Origin of the sequence: Mangrovimonas xylaniphaga (assembly GCF_001280435.1) — a bacterium.
Classification (GTDB): domain Bacteria; phylum Bacteroidota; class Bacteroidia; order Flavobacteriales; family Flavobacteriaceae; genus Mangrovimonas_A; species Mangrovimonas_A xylaniphaga.
Genome location: NZ_LBIP01000018.1, coordinates 37,106 through 54,510 on the forward strand (window position 1 = coordinate 37,106; position 17,405 = coordinate 54,510).

The 17,405-nt window shown below is 36.3% G+C and carries 19 protein-coding genes; 14 read left to right on the top strand and 5 right to left on the bottom strand.

Annotation, left to right across the window (positions count from 1 at the left end):
* Positions 1-212: 212 nt before the first annotated feature.
* The gene (locus tag ZA06_RS11245; RefSeq protein ID WP_053977578.1) at positions 213-971 is read left to right on the top strand and encodes a hypothetical protein; all 759 of its coding nucleotides are present in this window, start codon (positions 213-215) and stop codon (positions 969-971) included.
* Position 972: 1 nt separating this feature from the next.
* On the opposite strand, the gene ZA06_RS11250 is transcribed toward ZA06_RS11245, so the two are convergent.
* Together ZA06_RS11250 and ZA06_RS11255 are read right to left on the bottom strand one after the other, a co-directional pair.
* Positions 973-1,881: a bifunctional metallophosphatase/5'-nucleotidase gene (locus ZA06_RS11250; RefSeq protein ID WP_053977579.1), complete on the bottom strand. Its 909-nt coding sequence runs from the start codon at positions 1,879-1,881 to the stop codon at positions 973-975.
* A 39-nt stretch (positions 1,882-1,920) separates the two neighbouring features.
* Complete coding sequence (locus ZA06_RS11255; protein ID WP_053977580.1) at positions 1,921-2,676, bottom strand: 5'-nucleotidase C-terminal domain-containing protein; 756 nt, start codon at positions 2,674-2,676, stop codon at positions 1,921-1,923.
* A gap of 70 nt (positions 2,677-2,746) precedes the next feature.
* On the opposite strand from ZA06_RS11255, the gene ZA06_RS11260 reads away from it, so the two are divergent.
* The 13 genes from ZA06_RS11260 to ZA06_RS11320 all read left to right on the top strand — a co-directional run bounded on the left by ZA06_RS11260 (position 2,747) and on the right by ZA06_RS11320 (position 15,294).
* The gene (locus ZA06_RS11260; RefSeq protein ID WP_053977581.1) at positions 2,747-3,268 is read left to right on the top strand and encodes a DUF6913 domain-containing protein; all 522 of its coding nucleotides are present in this window, start codon (positions 2,747-2,749) and stop codon (positions 3,266-3,268) included.
* Entirely contained in the window at positions 3,268-4,146 is an 879-nt protein-coding gene (dapA, locus tag ZA06_RS11265) for a 4-hydroxy-tetrahydrodipicolinate synthase (RefSeq protein WP_053977582.1), read from the top strand. The genes ZA06_RS11260 and dapA overlap by 1 nt, the downstream gene beginning before the upstream one ends.
* A 123-nt stretch (positions 4,147-4,269) precedes the next feature.
* Positions 4,270-5,085 carry an outer membrane protein assembly factor BamD gene (locus ZA06_RS11270; protein ID WP_053977583.1) on the top strand — a complete coding sequence of 272 codons (816 nt, stop codon included), beginning with the start codon at positions 4,270-4,272 and terminating at the stop codon, positions 5,083-5,085.
* A 12-nt stretch (positions 5,086-5,097) separates the two neighbouring features.
* The gene (locus ZA06_RS11275) at positions 5,098-5,427 is read left to right on the top strand and encodes a DNA-directed RNA polymerase subunit omega (protein ID WP_053977584.1); all 330 of its coding nucleotides are present in this window, start codon (positions 5,098-5,100) and stop codon (positions 5,425-5,427) included.
* Between the two features lie 8 nt (positions 5,428-5,435).
* Complete coding sequence (coaBC, locus tag ZA06_RS11280; protein ID WP_053977585.1) at positions 5,436-6,644, top strand: bifunctional phosphopantothenoylcysteine decarboxylase/phosphopantothenate--cysteine ligase CoaBC; 1,209 nt, start codon at positions 5,436-5,438, stop codon at positions 6,642-6,644.
* On the top strand, positions 6,637-7,527 hold the full coding sequence (gene porD, locus ZA06_RS11285; protein ID WP_053977586.1) for a type IX secretion system protein PorD: 891 nt from the start codon (positions 6,637-6,639) through the stop codon (positions 7,525-7,527). The genes coaBC and porD overlap by 8 nt, the downstream gene beginning before the upstream one ends.
* A 54-nt stretch (positions 7,528-7,581) precedes the next feature.
* Positions 7,582-9,234 (top strand): DNA repair protein RecN, encoded by a 1,653-nt coding sequence (recN, locus tag ZA06_RS11290; RefSeq protein ID WP_053977587.1) that lies wholly within the window; start codon positions 7,582-7,584, stop codon positions 9,232-9,234.
* Positions 9,235-9,306: 72 nt separating this feature from the next.
* Positions 9,307-10,125 carry an enoyl-ACP reductase FabI gene (locus tag ZA06_RS11295; protein ID WP_053977588.1) on the top strand — a complete coding sequence of 273 codons (819 nt, stop codon included), beginning with the start codon at positions 9,307-9,309 and terminating at the stop codon, positions 10,123-10,125.
* Positions 10,126-10,318: 193 nt separating this feature from the next.
* Entirely contained in the window at positions 10,319-11,332 is a 1,014-nt protein-coding gene (locus ZA06_RS11300; protein ID WP_053977589.1) for a glycosyltransferase, read from the top strand.
* Entirely contained in the window at positions 11,322-12,290 is a 969-nt protein-coding gene (locus tag ZA06_RS11305; protein WP_053977590.1) for a CdaR family protein, read from the top strand. The genes ZA06_RS11300 and ZA06_RS11305 overlap by 11 nt, the downstream gene beginning before the upstream one ends.
* A gap of 46 nt (positions 12,291-12,336) precedes the next feature.
* The gene (coaE, locus tag ZA06_RS11310) at positions 12,337-12,930 is read left to right on the top strand and encodes a dephospho-CoA kinase (protein ID WP_053977591.1); all 594 of its coding nucleotides are present in this window, start codon (positions 12,337-12,339) and stop codon (positions 12,928-12,930) included.
* Positions 12,931-12,999: 69 nt separating this feature from the next.
* Positions 13,000-14,580 (top strand): sensor histidine kinase, encoded by a 1,581-nt coding sequence (locus tag ZA06_RS11315; protein WP_053977592.1) that lies wholly within the window; start codon positions 13,000-13,002, stop codon positions 14,578-14,580.
* A 3-nt stretch (positions 14,581-14,583) separates the two neighbouring features.
* Entirely contained in the window at positions 14,584-15,294 is a 711-nt protein-coding gene (locus tag ZA06_RS11320; RefSeq protein WP_053977593.1) for a response regulator transcription factor, read from the top strand.
* Positions 15,295-15,366: 72 nt separating this feature from the next.
* On the opposite strand, the gene ZA06_RS11325 is transcribed toward ZA06_RS11320, so the two are convergent.
* The 3 genes from ZA06_RS11325 to ZA06_RS11335 all read right to left on the bottom strand — a co-directional run bounded on the left by ZA06_RS11325 (position 15,367) and on the right by ZA06_RS11335 (position 17,398).
* A complete protein-coding gene (locus ZA06_RS11325; RefSeq protein ID WP_053977594.1) occupies positions 15,367-15,558 on the bottom strand; it encodes a cold-shock protein in 192 nt (63 codons plus the stop codon).
* A 78-nt stretch (positions 15,559-15,636) separates the two neighbouring features.
* On the bottom strand, positions 15,637-16,590 hold the full coding sequence (miaA, locus tag ZA06_RS11330; RefSeq protein ID WP_240472245.1) for a tRNA (adenosine(37)-N6)-dimethylallyltransferase MiaA: 954 nt from the start codon (positions 16,588-16,590) through the stop codon (positions 15,637-15,639).
* Positions 16,541-17,398: an ion transporter gene (locus ZA06_RS11335; protein WP_053978066.1), complete on the bottom strand. Its 858-nt coding sequence runs from the start codon at positions 17,396-17,398 to the stop codon at positions 16,541-16,543. The genes miaA and ZA06_RS11335 overlap by 50 nt, the downstream gene beginning before the upstream one ends.
* Positions 17,399-17,405 lie beyond the last annotated feature (7 nt).

Consider the following 17,405-nt stretch of genomic DNA (forward strand, 5'->3'; position numbering starts at 1 on the left):
TTCACTAGATTTCTTTATAAAATAGTTTTGTCTGCTCTGTGAAACCTTGAGATTTACTTTTGCGTTCATTGGTTTGTAAGTGTTATGGGTTGGTGTGTTGTTGATTTTGCATACATCTTTATTTTTTATTGAAAATTTCTTAAAATCGATGAAATGCAAAAAAATACTGACAAAATACATATATTTGTATGACCTACTTATAAAATTTAGTTATGGAATTTTGGCATAAAATGATGTCCAATAAGTCCTTGGTTATTGTATTTAGTACTTTGTTTGCCCTACAGGTGCTTGCGGTAATTCAGGATGATTTAATGTTGGATAGGATAGCAAAAATTGTAGTGATTCCGGTTTTGTTGACTTTGTATTTTACTAGAATGAAATATATGGCCAACATTTTCCTTACCGTATTTCTTTGTTCCTTTTTAGGAGACGTATTCACTGTATTTCACAAAAATGAACTCACCCATCAATTATCTGAAATGGCCTATGTGGGAAGTTATATCTTGTTGTTGGGTGTTCTGATAAGTCAATTTCGAAAAGTTCGGTTTGAGGGAGTTGTTTCGGTTTATTTAGGACTTATTTTTATGTTTAATGCCTATCTGTTGTATATCCTCTATGGGGCTGTCAAAAATAGTTTTGTAGACGATATAAGCTTGTGGCTGTACGCGGGTAGAGGATTGGCTATTGTGCTTTTGGTCTTTTTGGCTTTTGCCCTTTATTTGAGTAGAGAAAGCAAGCAATCTATTATCTTATTAGTTACTGTGGCATGTTTTGCTTTTGGGGATGTATTAAAATACATATGCGAATTATACGTGTATTTTTGGGTGTTTGAAGTGTTTGCGATAGCATTGCATCTCGCTGCCTTGGTATTTTTGCTGGCCTATGTGAGTAATCATCATAGAAAAGCAGTTAGGTATTCTGTGAATAAAGAATCCCTATCTTCTACTTCTTCTGAACACGCTACAGTATAGATTATACTATTATAGAAGTACCATCAGCAGATTTGTTGTTGAAACTGTCAAAATAAAAGTCTATTCGACCTAAATTGATGCCGTAACAGCCTACTTGGTTCACCAACATATTTTTGCCTTCAATATTTTTGGTTACGGTTGGTTTCTTCAAGAAAGTGTGGGTGTGTCCTCCGATAATTAAATCGATGTTTTTTGTGGATTTTGCTAATTCCAGATCACTAATTTTTGAACTTTTTCCGTAATGATAACCAAGGTGGGAGAGACAAATGATAAGGTCGCATTTCTCCTTTTCTTTCAAAATTCTTGTCATGTCCTGAGTGGTTTCCACAGGATCCAAAAACACTGTTTCTTTATATAGGTTTTTTTCAACAAGACCATGAAGTTCTATTCCTAAACCAAATACTCCAATTTTAATACCATCTTTTACAAACACTTTATAAGGTTTGGTGTGTGTGTCCATAATGGTGTTCTTGAAATCATAATTGGCAGACAAAAAATCGAATTTGGCATGAGGTAATTGAGCGTAAAGCCCTTCGATACCATTGTCGAAATCGTGATTTCCAAGCGTGGCGGCATCGTATTGTAACATGCTCATCAATTTGAATTCCAATTCACCACCGTAATAATTGAAATAGGGGGTTCCTTGAAAAATATCACCGGCATCAAATAGCAGTGTGTTCGGATTTTCCTTTTTAATGGCTTCTATCAAACTAGCTCTTCTTGCAACGCCTCCTTTATTGGGATGCATGCCATCCTGAGGACTAAATGGATCAATATGACTATGGACATCGTTGGTATGAAGAATGGTGATTTTTTTTGTAGGTTCTTTAAAGGACTGCAATCCCAAACCACCTAGACCAACCAATGAAGTTGCTACTGCTGTTTGTTGTAAAAAATCTCTTCGTTTCATGATTCTCTATGTTATTTTTTAAACGGAAAAATGGAGTGCTTATTCTATTTGCATGTAACGATCGTCAATGGCGGCTCTAATGGTGTCTGTTTTTATGAAATAATCCAGCAGGGCATTTCTAACTTTGTAATCCAGAGAGTAAACAGTGTCGTTTGGTTGGAAGAATGTCATGTGGTCCCCTCCGTTATACAGGTAGTTGTTGGTGAGGACATAATACGTTTCGTTGTAGTCAATAGGTTGGCCTTGGACAGCGGCGGAAACAATATTGAAATCCTTATCCACCGTCACTTTCAATTTTGAAATTGGGTGGGCCTTACTACTTACGGTTAGGTATTTCAAGAGTTCTTTGATTTGGTCTCCCTTGATAGCTGCTACAACAACAGTGTTTTCAAAAGGCATCAGTTCATAAGCGGTTCTAATGGTAATATTGCCTTTGGATAGAATTGAACGAATGCTCCCATGGTTCAACATTACAAAATCAATGTCTTTTCCTGTACGTTTTTTAAAAATGGGGTTGGACTGTTCGTAAATGGCATCGGCCATAAAATTACCTATTGCTGTATTGAATGGGGAGTCTTCTTTTGTATAAGTGCCTGCCGAATACGACAAAACACTGTCCAAGCTTTGGTTGAGGTGGTCATGGTAAGGTTTGATAAAGCTATCTATTTCTGAATTAGAGGGTAAACTATCTGTAATTGAAATCTGTTTCCCTTCAATTTTATAGAGGTGCTTTGTTTGGTTGCAAGAGAAGAAAACGAGAACTGTTAAAACAAAAAAAAGATGTTTTGGATTCATTTAGATTCTTAAGAAAAGTTAACAAAACATGTAGTGACTTTTACTACATTTGCAAAAATTATAAAGATAAATGATTTTAAAGGCATTTAAGGAAAAATCATACCAAAATTACATCAATAAATTGTTAAATTCTAGGAGTATAGAGGCTGGCAATAAAAAGATTGATTCGGTTGGGGTGATTTTGAATTTAAATGAATTTACTGATTTTGAGAATTTCCAAAGATTTTTTGATGATTTGGGAGTGAAACAGAATCGATTAAAAATCATTGCCTTTGTAGCCGATGAGAAGTTGGCGCCAGAGACCCTTTGGGGCGTTAACGTAACACCCAAGGACTTTGGATGGAAAGGAGCCATAAAAAATGGCGACCTGAAAGCGTTTCTTGATACAGATTTTGATGCCTTGATAAGTTATTACAAAGAGGACCGTATGGAACTCAATATTATCACAGCACAATCCAAGGCACGTTTTAAAGTGGGACTCTCGGGAATAGATGATAGGTTGTACGACTTGATTCTTGATGTGCACCCAAAAGAGTTTTCACTGTTTAAAAGAGAATTACATAAATATCTAACAGTACTAAATAAAATATAATGACTAAATTTTATGGGACAGGAGTGGCATTGATTACGCCATTTAATGAAGATTTGTCCGTAGATCACGAAGCGTTGAAAAACATTGTAAACTACAATGTAGAGAATGGAACCGATTATTTGGTAATAAGCGGTACAACTGGTGAAAGCGTGACTATTACTAAGGAAGAGAAGAAGGCTATCATAGCTACCATCGTAGAGGCTAACAACGGAAGATTGCCTTTGGTATTGGGAATTGGAGGAAACAACACTGCCAACGTTATTGAAGAAATCAAGGCAACTGATTTGTCTCAAATAGATGCAGTTCTTTCGGTGTCTCCATACTATAGCAAGCCTACCCAAGAGGGAATTTACCAACACTTTAAGGCTATTTCAGAGGCTTGTCCTGTAGACATTATTTTGTATAACGTACCAGGAAGAACTGCTTCAAACATGTTGCCAGAAACAACTTTACGTTTGGCAAATGATTTTAAAAATATTGTGGCCGTTAAGGAAGCTGGTAACAACATGGGGCAATATTTAAAATTGTTAAAGGATAAGCCAGAAGATTTCTTGATTATTTCAGGAGATGATGATTTAGCTTTAGCGGTTGTATTGGCTGGTGGAGCAGGAGTTATCTCTGTGATTGGTCAGGGATTGCCAAAGCAGTTTGCTAAAATGATCAAACTTGGTTTGGAAGGTAAAGCTAAAGAGGCTTATGATATTCACTTTAAACTTATGGATATTGTTGGTTACATTTTTGCTGAAAATAATCCTGCAGGAATCAAGGCTGTATTTGAAGCTTTAGGTCTTGCAAATGATGCCGTACGTTTGCCGTTGGTGCCTGCAACTGAAGAGTTGAAGCAAAAAATTAAGAATTTTATCGCAAATTTGGACTAAGCAGACAAACGTTAAAGTTAACTTAAAGACTTAGTAAAAGAGTTTGCAACCGTTATTTTCGTGTGTAACTTTTGTTTTTATAATAAGTTATAAATAATTACTTTTGCATTCTGTTTACATTTTATGAAGAACATTTTTTATACATTTTTACTGGTACTTTCGCTAACCTCTTGTAGTGAATTTCAAAAAGCACTGAAGTCGGAAGATATTGCTGAAAAGTTTCGCGTAGGAACTGAGCTTTATGAGCAAGGGAAGTACGGTAAGGCAAACCGTTTATTTGCACAGATCATGCCTCAGTATCGAGGAAAGCCACAGGCAGAAAAACTAACCTACATGTATGCTAAAACATACTATGAAATGGGCGATTATCACCTATCGGGCTATCAATTTGAACGGTTTGAAACAGCATATCCGAGAAGTGAAAAGGCTGAAGAGGCATCGTTTCTTTCTGCAAGAAGCTACTACATGTTGTCTCCTGTTTACAGTAAAGAACAAAAGGAAACTGTTCAGGCTTTGGACAAGCTTCAAATATTTTTAAGTAAATATCCAGATTCAGAATATTTGCCAGAAGTAAACACAATGGTAAAAGAATTGGATTATAAATTAGAAAGAAAGGCCTTTGAAATTGCGAAACAATATAACCAAATAGCCTATTATGATGCTTCAGATTATGAGGCGGCCATCAAGTCGTTTGATAATTTCTTATTGGAATATCCAGGAAGTACGTTTAGGGAAGAGGCCATGTTCTATCGTTTGGACTCGGCTCACCGTTTGGCTGTAAACAGTATGCAGTATAAAAAAGAAGCCCGATTATTGACGGCTCAAGGTTATTACAATTCGTTTATCAAGTATTATTCGGATTCTAAATTTGCCGAACAAGCCAATAAAATGAACGACGAATTGACGGCGGAATTAAATAAATTTGAAACAAAAAGTTAATTTATAAATACGATGGATTTAAAGAAAACCAATGCTCCGGTAAGTACAGTTACTTACGACAGAAATGAAATAGATGAGCCAACAGGAAATATCTATGAGGCTATTTCTGTTATTGCAAAGAGAGCAGAACAAATTAACACTGATATCCGTAGAGAACTAGTTGACAAACTTGATGAGTTTGCCACCTATAATGATAGCTTGGAGGAAATCTTTGAAAACAAAGAGCAGATAGAGGTTTCTAAATTCTATGAGAAATTGCCTAAGCCTCACGCTTTGTCAGTTCAAGAATGGCTTGACGATAAAATCTACTTCAGAAACACTGAGGACGAAACTCAGGCATAAATTAAATAATGTCGGTATTAAGTGGCAAAAAGGTACTTCTAGGCATTACTGCTGGTATTGCCGCTTATAAAACGGCAAACCTTGTTAGGTTATTTATAAAAGCAGGCGCAGACGTAAAGGTCGTCATGACGCCTGCTTCTAAAGACTTCATTACACCTTTAACCCTTTCAACTTTATCCAAAAATCCTGTGTATTCATCATTTACCCATGATGAAGATGATGCTGTTTGGAATAATCACGTAGAATTAGGGCTGTGGGCAGATTTCTTGCTTATTGCTCCAGCTACGGCCAATACCATGGCTAAAATGGCCAATGGTGTCTGCGACAATTTGCTTATGGCAACTTATCTGTCTGCCAAGTGTCCTGTGTATTTTGCGCCAGCAATGGATTTGGATATGTACAAACACCCTACTACACGACGCTCTTTCGATTTGTTGAATAGTTTTGGGAATATTATGATTCCTGCTACTAGCGGAGAGCTGGCCAGTGGTTTGGTAGGAGAGGGGCGTATGGCAGAACCAGAAAATATTGTGGATTTCATTGAAAGGGATATTTTGGAAGGTTTGCCTTTGAAGGGGAAAAAGATGCTTATTACAGCAGGTCCTACTTATGAAGCTATTGACCCTGTAAGATTCATTGGTAACCATTCTAGTGGGAAAATGGGCTTTGAAATTGCAAAATCTGCGGCCAATTTGGGCGCTGAGGTGATTTTAATTTCAGGACCAACACATGAAACGGTCAACCATCAATTTATAAAACTTATAAAAATTTTCAGTGCCGCAGAAATGTACACTGAGGTTCACAACTATTTTAAAGATGTGGACATTGCAATTTTGTCTGCTGCAGTGGCCGATTATCGTCCAAAATATGTAGCCGATAAAAAAATAAAAAAGAAAGCCGATACGTTTAGTATAGAGTTGGAACGTACTCAAGATATTTTGGCATCTTTGGGGAAAATCAAAAAGAATCAATTCTTGGTTGGTTTTGCTTTGGAAACCCACAACGAGTTGGAACATGCCAAAGGCAAGTTGGAATCCAAGAATTTAGATGTCATAGTACTAAATTCCCTGAATGACGAAGGTGCAGGTTTTGGGGTTTCCACAAATAAAGTTACTTTTATTACCAATACAAACGAAGTCTTGAGTCAAGACTTGAAATCGAAGGCCGAAGTGGCAGGCGATTTAATGAACCTAATAATTAAACAACTCAATGCATAGAGTCTTTTTTGTAATTACTTTTGTTGCCTTTTTTGTGTCTGGTTATGCCCAGGAACTCAATTGTAATTTAGTGGTTAATGCGCAAAAAACAGGAAACGAAAACGTTCAGGTGTTTAGAACTTTGGAGCGACAATTAACAGAGTTTGTCAACAATACTACTTGGACCAACAAGGACTTTAAACCTCAGGAACGCATTAACTGTAGCATGATTATCACCATTGCAGATTATGATACCGATGTGTTTCAGGCTTCCATACAAGTACAATCTTCAAGACCTGTATTCAATTCAACGTATAGTACGCCAGTTTATAATTTTAATGATAGAAACTTTACGTTTCAGTATTTGGAATTCCAAAATTTGGTATTCAATCCAAATCAGTATGAATCCAACTTGGTTTCGGTTTTGACCTATCATATCTACATGATTTTGGGGATGGATGCCGATACATTTGAACTTAATGGGGGCGACGAGTATTTTAAACAGGCACAAACCATTTTAAACTATTCACAACAGGAAAACTTCAAGGGATGGAAACTTGAAGATGGTACGCAATCCCGTTTTGTGTTGATCGATAACTTAATGTCTCCAACTTTTGAACAATTCAGGGAGGTAATGTACAATTACCACAGAAATGGCTTGGACGTGATGCATGAAAACCCTAAAAAAGGAAAGCAGGAGATTGCCACTGCCATTGGGACTTTGGAAAAGCTACATAACAAAAGACCCAATTCCTTCTTGATGCGTGTGTTTTTCGATGCCAAGTCTGATGAGATTGAAGAAATTTTTAGTGATGGACCTAATGTGAATATCACCAACGTGGTATCTTCTCTTAATAGAATTGCACCAACCTACGCCTCAAAATGGCGTAACATAAGTTATTGATCCTTTGTGGTCATACTCGATTTCAGTTGATAGTTTAATTTTAAACATTTCCGTTTGCTTACAAATCTTTCAATAAAAAACTATGCCCTGATTGATGAACTTAATGTGACATTCAATAATGGCTTATCTATAATTACCGGTGAAACTGGTGCGGGAAAGTCCATCCTTTTAGGAGGGCTTTCGTTGATTTTGGGAAAAAGAGCCGATTTGGGCAGCATTAAAGATGAATCCAAAAAATGTGTAATCGAGGCCACTTTCGATATCACCAATTATAATTTGAAAGCTCTTTTTAAATCGGAGGATTTAGATTACGAGCCTCAAACTATAATTAGAAGGGAAATTTTGCCTTCTGGGAAATCTAGGGCATTTATCAATGATACCCCAGTAACTCTTGGGAACCTTCAGACTTTGGGAGTGTATCTATTGGATATCCATTCGCAGCACCAAACGCTTCAGTTAACGGATGATTCATTTCAATTTCAAGTCATAGATGCTTTGGCCAAAAATCAAGAGTTGATTCTTGAGTATGGCAAGAAGCTGAAAGCCTATAAAGGCGTTCAACGTGAGTTGAATGATTTAAACCAACAAAAAATTGAGGCAGCCAAAGAGTTGGACTACAATTTATTTTTGTTGGAAGAATTGGAAAAGGCCAATTTAATTGATGGTGAAATGGAGGCTTTGGAAGAAGAATACGAAACCCTTAACAATATTGAGGAAATCAGTGAACGTTTAGGAAGTTCGCATGGTTTGTTGAGTGATGAAACTGTTGGGGTAATTCCAAGTTTGACAGAAATTAAAAATCAATTATCTAGGTTGTCTTCTTACTCCAAAAACTATGAATCGTTGTTTGAAAGAGTCAATAGCACGGTCATTGAACTGGATGATGTTTTTGTTGAAATAGAGCGCTTACAAGATCAGTTGGAGGCAGATCCAGAAAGATTGGGCGTAGTGAATACTAAGTTGCAGTTGATTCATAACTTGATGCAAAAGCATGTTGCTGAAAATGTAGGGGAGTTGATTGCCATAAGGGATGATTTAAAGGAAAAGGTGAATATCACCCAAAATTTGGACGATGTCATTTCTAAAAAGGAGCAAGAACAGAAAGTTATCGAAAAGGATTTAAATGAACTTGCTCTTAAAATTCACAAAAGCAGAAATACAGCAATTCCTGAACTTCAGAAACAATTGGAAAAGCTATTGTCTGTTTTGGGAATGCCAAATGCAAGATTCCAAATAGGACTTGAATTGTCCAAACAGTTTTATAATAACGGTAAGGACGATTTGGAGTTTTTGTTTTCGGCAAACAAAGGAGGACAATTTAACGAACTTAAAAAAGCGGCGTCTGGAGGAGAGCTTTCCCGAATTATGTTGGCGATTAAGTCTATTTTGAGTAAATATCAGCAATTACCAACGATTATGTTTGATGAGATAGATACAGGGGTTTCTGGTGAAATATCAGATAAAATGGGAGTGCTTATGCAAGAAATGAGTAAAACCATGCAGGTGTTTACCATTACACATTTGCCTCAAGTAGCTGCAAAGGGAGATGCACATTATAAAGTGTTTAAAACCGATATTGATGAGGTAACCCAAACACAATTAAAACGATTGACCCATGATGAACGTATTGTGGAGATCGCACAAATGTTAGGAGGCATAGATGTATCCAATTCAGCATTAGAACATGCAAAACAATTATTGAATTAGAGGAAATTCTCATTTTAATAGTATCTTTGCCCCACAAAACCAAAAACAACAATTGACTAAATAATAAATACCATGTCATATAATTTATTAAAAGGAAAACGAGGGATTATTTTTGGAGCATTGGATGAGAATTCAATTGCTTGGAAAACCGCAGAGCGTGTTCACGAAGAAGGAGGAACCTTTGTGTTGACCAATGCACCTATTGCAATGCGCATGGGACAAATTAAAGAGTTGGCTGAAAAAACAGGTTCTGAAATTATTCCTGCCGATGCAACCAATTTAGAGGATTTAGAAAATCTAGTAGCCAAGTCAATGGAAATCTTGGGAGGTAAAATTGATTTCGTATTGCACTCGATTGGTATGTCGGTTAACGTGCGTAAAGGAAATCACTATACAAACCAAAACTACGATTTCACTCATAAAGGATGGGATGTATCTGCAGTATCTTTTCATAAGGTAATGCAAGTGCTTTATAAAAATGATGCCATGAGTGAATGGGGAAGTATTGTAGCCCTTTCTTATATGGCAGCTCAGCGTGTATTCCCAGATTATAATGATATGGCTGATAACAAAGCGTATTTGGAAAGTATTGCAAGAAGCTTTGGGTATTTCTTCGGAAAAGACAAAAAGGTTAGAGTAAACACTATTTCACAATCTCCAACTCCTACTACTGCAGGACAAGGCGTAAAAGGATTTGACGGATTTATCGCCTATGCCGATAAAATGTCGCCACTAGGAAATGCAACCGCTCTAGATTGTGCCAACTATACTGTGGCTATGTTTAGTGATTTAACACGTCGTGTGACCTTACAAAACTTATACAACGATGGAGGCTTTAGTAACATGGGTGTGAGTGCCGAAGTGATGGAGGCTTTTGTAAAGGAGCAATAGAGAAAGAAAATATATATTAATGAAAGGGCGCTATTTAGCGCCTTTTTTTTATTATTTATTAGAATTAGAATTTATGAATCTTAAATTAAGAAACCTGTTTTGTAGACTATAATATTGGAAAAATAGATTTCAATTATTTTATAAATCTCCCTTGAGGGATGTATTATATTTTCTTTGGTTACATTTGTATCGTATGAATACACTGTCTTTTTCATTTGTTGTACCTGTATACAACAGACCTGATGAGGTTGCTGAATTATTGGAGAGTTTTTCCAAGTTAGAATACCCTGATCCTTTTGAGATTGTGATCGTAGAGGATGGCTCCTCTATCGATTGTAAACCGGAAGTTGAGCGTTATGCTAATTCTTTAGATATAACATATTTTTTCAAGTCTAACTCGGGACCAGGCGATTCCCGTAATTATGGAATGGAACGGGCTAAGGGCAATTATTTTATCATTTTAGATTCCGATTGTGTCCTGCCTCCCCAATATTTAAAAGAGGTTTTTGCTTATGTGCAAAATAATTACGTGGATTGTTTTGGCGGGCCAGATACGGCACATTTGTCGTTTATGCCACTACAAAAGGCTATCAATTTTGCGATGACATCTTTTATATCCACTGGAGGTATTAGAGGAGGGAAGAAACAGGTTGGAAAGTTCCAGCCTAGAAGTTTCAATATGGGAATTTCCAAAGAAGCATTTGAGGCTTCTGGTGGATTTGGAGTTATTCATCCCGGTGAAGATCCAGATCTTTCAATTAGATTGACAGATTTAGGGTTTCAAACCGCATTAATAGAGGATGCTTTTGTATATCATAAACGACGAATCTCTTGGTCTAAGTTTTATACTCAAGTTCATAAGTTTGGTTTAGTAAGACCGATTTTAAATTCATGGCATCCAAAAACATCAAAGCTTACTTATTGGTTCCCTACTTTGTTTATGTTAGGATTTGTTGGAGCTGTTATTTTGTGGCTTTTTGGCTATAGTTTTGGAATTTTGGCTTATCTGGCGTATTTTTTCATAGCATTTCTTTTAGCCCTTTTTGAAACGAAGAGTTTGGAAGTAGCTCTAAAATCAATGTATGCTATAGCGGTTCAGTTTTTTGGATATGGTTATGGATTTCTAAAATCTACCATTGCATTGAAGGTGCTGGGAAAAACGCCAGAAGCGGCTTTTCCTCATTTATTTTTTAAACATGCTGAATAAATTAAGATCAAAACTGTTAGAATCAATAAGAAACAAAAAGCTCAATGTCTTTGGCTTTTTTCTTCTGTTGTCGTTTTTGTTTTTGATTATTGGCAAGCTTTCTGGAAAGTATACCGAAACAGTTGCTTTTAATGTGTCTTTTGAAAAGGTGCCTGAAAATAAAGTCTTGCTTGAGAAGAAAAAGCAAAAAATTAATGCTGTGATATCTTCCAACGGATTCAATCTTTTACCTTTAATCTTCTTCAATCGTCCTGTTAAAATAGATTTTGAATCAGATTTGTATTATAACGAAGACCATTATTCATGGATTGCAAGCAAATCTTCGCATAAGATTAAATCTATGTTAGGACAAAAAGTGGAGATGCTTTCTGTAAAGCCCGATACCTTGAATTTTTATTTTGAGACTTTGGATACCAAAAAAGTCCCAATTAAGTTGGATGCCAATATTTCCTATACTGTGGGCTATGATGTGTTGGAGAAGTTGGTGGTTGAGCCAGATTCAGTAACCGTTATAGGGCCAGAAAACATTGTGAATGGAATTATGGAACTATCAACAGAACCTTTGGCTTTAAAGGATGTGAATGCAAGTTTTACAATGCCAATTTCAATCAAAATTCCGAAAATGGATGGGGAGTTGAAACTTTCAACACCTAAGGTGACTGTCTCTTCTGAAGTTGTAAAATTTACGGAAGGTGCTATAGAAGTGCCCGTTACAATGATCAATGTTCCCAAAAGGTTAACGCTAAACTATTTCCCCAAAGCAGTAACCGTCTTGTATTATGTGCCTTTGAACAGGTTCAATGAAATAAAAGCTTCTGATTTTAAAGTGGTTTGCGATTACAAGGAAATAGCGGAAACAGAGAAAAATACCATGACTCCAAAACTAACTTCTGTACCTGAAGCGGCAAAAAGTACAAGAATCAAGCAAAATAAAGTTGAGTTTATCGTTGTAAAATGATAAATTTATATTCTGAATATCAATTAATTAGATAATTAACGGTTGTATGAAGGTTATAGGAGTTACGGGTGGCATAGGAAGCGGTAAAAGTACTGTGGCCAATATGTTTAGAAGTTTAGGGATTCCAGTATATACGGCAGACATGGAGGCCAAAAGGATTATGGCAACTTCGCCTGAGCTTCAGCGTAAATTAAAAGTACTTTTTGGAGAACAGGCCTATGTGAACGGAGAACTTAATAGACCCTTTATAGCAGATGCCATTTTCAACAATAAAGCCTTGTTGGAAGCTATGAATGCCATTGTGCATCCAGAAGTGGCCAAACATTTTAAAGAATGGTTGGCAGAGCAATCTTCTCCTTATGTAATTAAGGAAGCGGCGATTATTTTTGAGCAGCATATGGAAAAGGAGTACGATGCGGTTATTTTGGTGATTGCAGGTACCAATCAGCGAATAGAGCGCCTTTTAAAGCGAGAAGATACTTCCCGAGAAAAAATACAAGCCATCATGGACAACCAATTTAGTGATGACGAAAAACTCAAATTGGCAGACTACATTATTGTTAATGATAAGTTAGAAGCTACTCATAATCAGGTGATAAAACTTCATGAAACCCTGCTTTCTGTAGGAAAAGAACCCTGATTTTAACATTTTTGTTAATGTAAGGTTAAAGCGGATATCTAATAAATGTTAAAATGTTAAATTTGAACGATGGGCAGAAAGCTATTCGTCTTATTGGTGATTTTAATGAGTGTCTCACTCATTGGTATAATTTTAGTGCAAGCGTTTTTTATCAAAAATTCGGTTGAGATTGAAGAAAAGCAATTTGAAAGAAACGTAAAGCATGCTTTAAGCTTGGTATCAAAAAATTTGGAAGACAGAGAGCTTGAAGATTATACTAAAAAGGCTCTTAACCAAATTAGAAGACATGATGCTAAGGCAGATACGAGTACCATTAGGGAAATTTTGGTGAAAACTCAGGATAATGAAAGAGATGAAACCATAATTTACAGAAACACAGTTTTAGAGGAAAGCTTTAAGGTGCCATCGGTGTTCTTTGATTTAGGAGTAGATAGTGTCAGCATCAGTCGTTTGTTTAGTGAACGTGAAACTAAGATATATAGTAACACAGCTTTGGGGAATGGAGGAGATTTAAACGTAAACCCAGAGCGCACTTACAGAGAGTATTCGGAGTTACCCGAGGTTACAAAAAAAATCATGGAAGATAGTTATAGGGATACCTACAAGAATTTTCCAATTTATAAAAGGGTGTCTTCGGAAGAAGTAGCAAAGCTTTTGAATTATCAATTAAAGGAAGATGGTATTGGCATCGATTTTGAGTTTGCCATTTACGATAAGGATCTGGCCACAAAGGTACAATCAGAAAATTTTGAGTTGGACAAGGCTTCCACTTATGGGATTTCGGTCTATTCGGGAAATGACAATCAAAATGATTATAGGTTGTATGTAAACTTTCCAGACCGTAGAAAGTTTTTGTTTTCTACCATTATTAAGGCCATTGTGCTGTCGGTAGTGTTTACATTAATTATCATTATTGCGTACTCAAATGCCATTTACCAATTGATAAAACAGCGCAAGATTTCGCAAATCAAGACAGATTTTATCAATAACATGACCCATGAGTTCAAAACGCCCATTGCAACCATTAATCTGGCTTTGGATGCCATTAAAAATCCAAAGGTTATTGAGGACAAAGAGAAGGTAAAGCGTTACTTAAAAATGATCAAGGATGAAAACAAGCGGATGCATGCACAGGTAGAAAATGTGCTTCGGATTTCAAAGCTTGAAAAGAACGAATTGAACATTAGTAAGGACCGGGTAAAACTACACGACTTAATAGAAGATGCTATTACCCATGTAGAGCTAATTGTAGAAGATAGAAAAGGCTACGTGAAAACACATTTGGACGCCACGAAATCTTCAATCTTAGCCAACGAAAGTCATTTTACAAATGTTATCGTTAACATTTTGGACAATGCTATAAAATATTCAGACGACGAACCAAAAATCGATGTGTATACAGAGAATGTAGGGAACAATATTTTATTAAAAATTGCCGATCAAGGTAACGGAATGTCCAAGCAGGTTCAGCGAAAAATATTTGAAAAATTCTATAGAGAACACACCGGAAACGTGCATAATGTTAAGGGCCATGGTTTAGGTTTGGCCTATGTAAAACGAATAGTAGAAGACCATCACGGTCATATATCAGTAGAAAGCGAAAAAGGAAAAGGTAGTGTATTTACAATTAAACTACCGTTAATATCATAAATTATGGAAGAACAAAATAAAAAAATTCTCCTTGTTGAGGATGACCCAAATTTTGGAACGGTATTAAAGGACTATTTAACCATGAACGATTACGATGTTGTTCATGCTAAAAATGGGATGGAAGGTTTTGAAAAATTCAAGAAGGACGATTTTGATTTGTGTATCCTAGATGTCATGATGCCTTACAAGGATGGGTTTACCTTGGCTAAGGAAATTAGAGAGAAAAACACTGAAGTTCCAATCATTTTTCTAACTGCCAAAGCAATGAAGGAAGATGTTTTGAAAGGGTATAAAGTAGGAGCCGATGATTATTTGAACAAACCTTTCGACAGTGAGGTATTGCTTATGAAAATTAAGGCCATCATGCAACGTAAGGCTACCGAAACAGTTACAGATAGCAAACAGTTTGAGTTCAAAATAGGTAGATTCGATTTAAACTCCAAATTGAGATTCTTGCGATTTGACGGCGGGGAACCTATCAAATTGTCACCAAAAGAAAATGAATTGTTACGTATGTTGGCGCTTCATGAAAACGATTTGATGCCTAGGGAATTGGCCTTGACAAAAATTTGGAGAGACGATAACTATTTTACCTCTCGTAGTATGGATGTTTACATTGCCAAGCTTCGTAAATATTTAAAACCAGATGAAAACGTAGAGATTTTAAATATACATGGAGAAGGGTTTAGATTGGTAGTGAACCAAAGCGCTTAATTCTTCATCTTCCAATAATAAAAAAGCCTATCAATTTTTGATAGGCTTTTTACTTAAAAAAATGGGTGAATATTAGATAACTTTTACGTTTACTGCGTTCAATCCTTTTCTTCCTTCGGTTAGATCAAATTCTACCTCATCTCCTTCGCGAATCTCATCCTCTAAACCAGAAATGTGTACAAAATGTTCTTTGTTGGTCCCTTCTTCAACGATAAACCCAAAACCTTTTGAGTCGTTGAAGAACTTTACTGTACCTTTACTCATAATATAAATTAATTTAATAAAGGGCCAAAGGTAGGGTTAATAAACGGATTACAGCTATAATCTTAAGTTTATTTTAATTTATTGTTTTTCAACTAGTTTTGTGATGTCGTTTATGATGGTTTTCAAAGGTGTTGTATAGTTAAACCAAAGGATGTTTTCATTTTTTTTGAACCATGTAAATTGGCGCTTGGCAAAGCGTCTGGAGTTCTTTTTTATTTCCGAGACAGCAAAATTCAAAGTCCAATTGCCATTGAAATATTCAAACAATTCTTTGTAACCTACGGTATTGAGGGCATTTAAGTGCTGGTTGGGTAACAAAGCTTTGGCTTCTTCAAGAAGGCCACTTTCCATCATGATATCTACTCGTTTGTTGATTCTTTCATAAACGATTTCACGATCGGCAGTCAAACCAACAGTAATAGTTTTGAATGGACGCTTGCTTTCCTTTTGGTTTAAATAAGAAGCATACGGTTTTCCTGTTCCAATAGAAACTTCCAAAGCACGTATCACTCTATGCGGGTTATCAATCGCGATACGATTGTAGGATTCTGGATCGAGTTCCTTTAATTGGTTTTGCAAAACGCCAAGTCCTTCGGTTTCTAAAGTTTCATTTAGTCCTTCTCTAATTTTAGGGTCTAGGTCTGGGAAATCATCCAGTCCTTTGGTCACGGCATCTACATATAGTCCAGAACCACCTACCATAATCACCACATCATGGGTTTTAAACAATACATCTAGACATTCTATGGCATCTCTTTCGAAGGCTCCAACATTATAATCGGTTTCAATTGATTTATGGTGAATGAAATGATGGGGCGCAGCAGCCAATTCTTCTGGAGAAGGGGCAGCGGTGCCTATTTGCATTTCCTTGAAAAATTGTCTGGAATCTGCAGAAATTATTTCGGTGTTAAAATGTTGGGCTAGTTGTATGCTTAAGGCTGTTTTTCCTATGGCTGTTGGTCCAACTATAGAAATAAGATATTTAGTCATGGTGTAATTCGCTTCCGCAGTTATAACAATACTTTGCTTCATCTTGATGTTTTTCGGCTAAACAATTGGAGCAACTTTGCGTATTCACATGTACGGTATCGTCTTTTGTTATTTTATTTGAAGACTTGCTTTGGTTGGTGTATTCTGCAGAGACAATTCCTGTAGGCACCGCGATGATTCCGTAACCCAAAATCATAACTAAAGACGCTATAAATTGCCCTAAGGGTGTTTGTGGTGCAATGTCTCCAAACCCTACGGTGGTTAAGGTTACGATACACCAATACACACTTTTGGGAATATTTGAAAACCCATTTTCTTCACCTTCTACTAGATACATTATGGTTCCCAAAATAATGGAAATAATAAGCACCGCGAATAAAAACACAGCAATTTTTGCTCTACTGGCTTTAAGGGCGTTGACCAAATTATTGGAGGCGCCTAAAAATCTGGCCAACTTCAATACTCTAAATACCCGCAAAAGTCTCAAGGCTCGTAAAGCAATCAAGGCATGGGTTCCTGCAAAAATAAGTGACAAGTATTTTGGTATGGTAGAAAGTAAATCTATTATTCCATAAAAGCTGGTAATATACCTAATGGGTTTTTTTACTGAAATAATTCGGGCAATGTATTCAATGGTGAATAGAATGGTAATGATCCATTCTGAGATGTTTAAAAAGTCATGATAGCGATTGTCAATTCTCTTTACGCTTTCCAACATCACCAAAATAATACTGGCAAGTATGGCAAAGAACAAAATAATATCAAATAACTTTCCAGCAGGAGTATCAGCTTCATAAATGATTTCATGAAGCTGAGTTTTCCAGTTTTTATTTGATTTTTGGTTGCTCATTAATCCA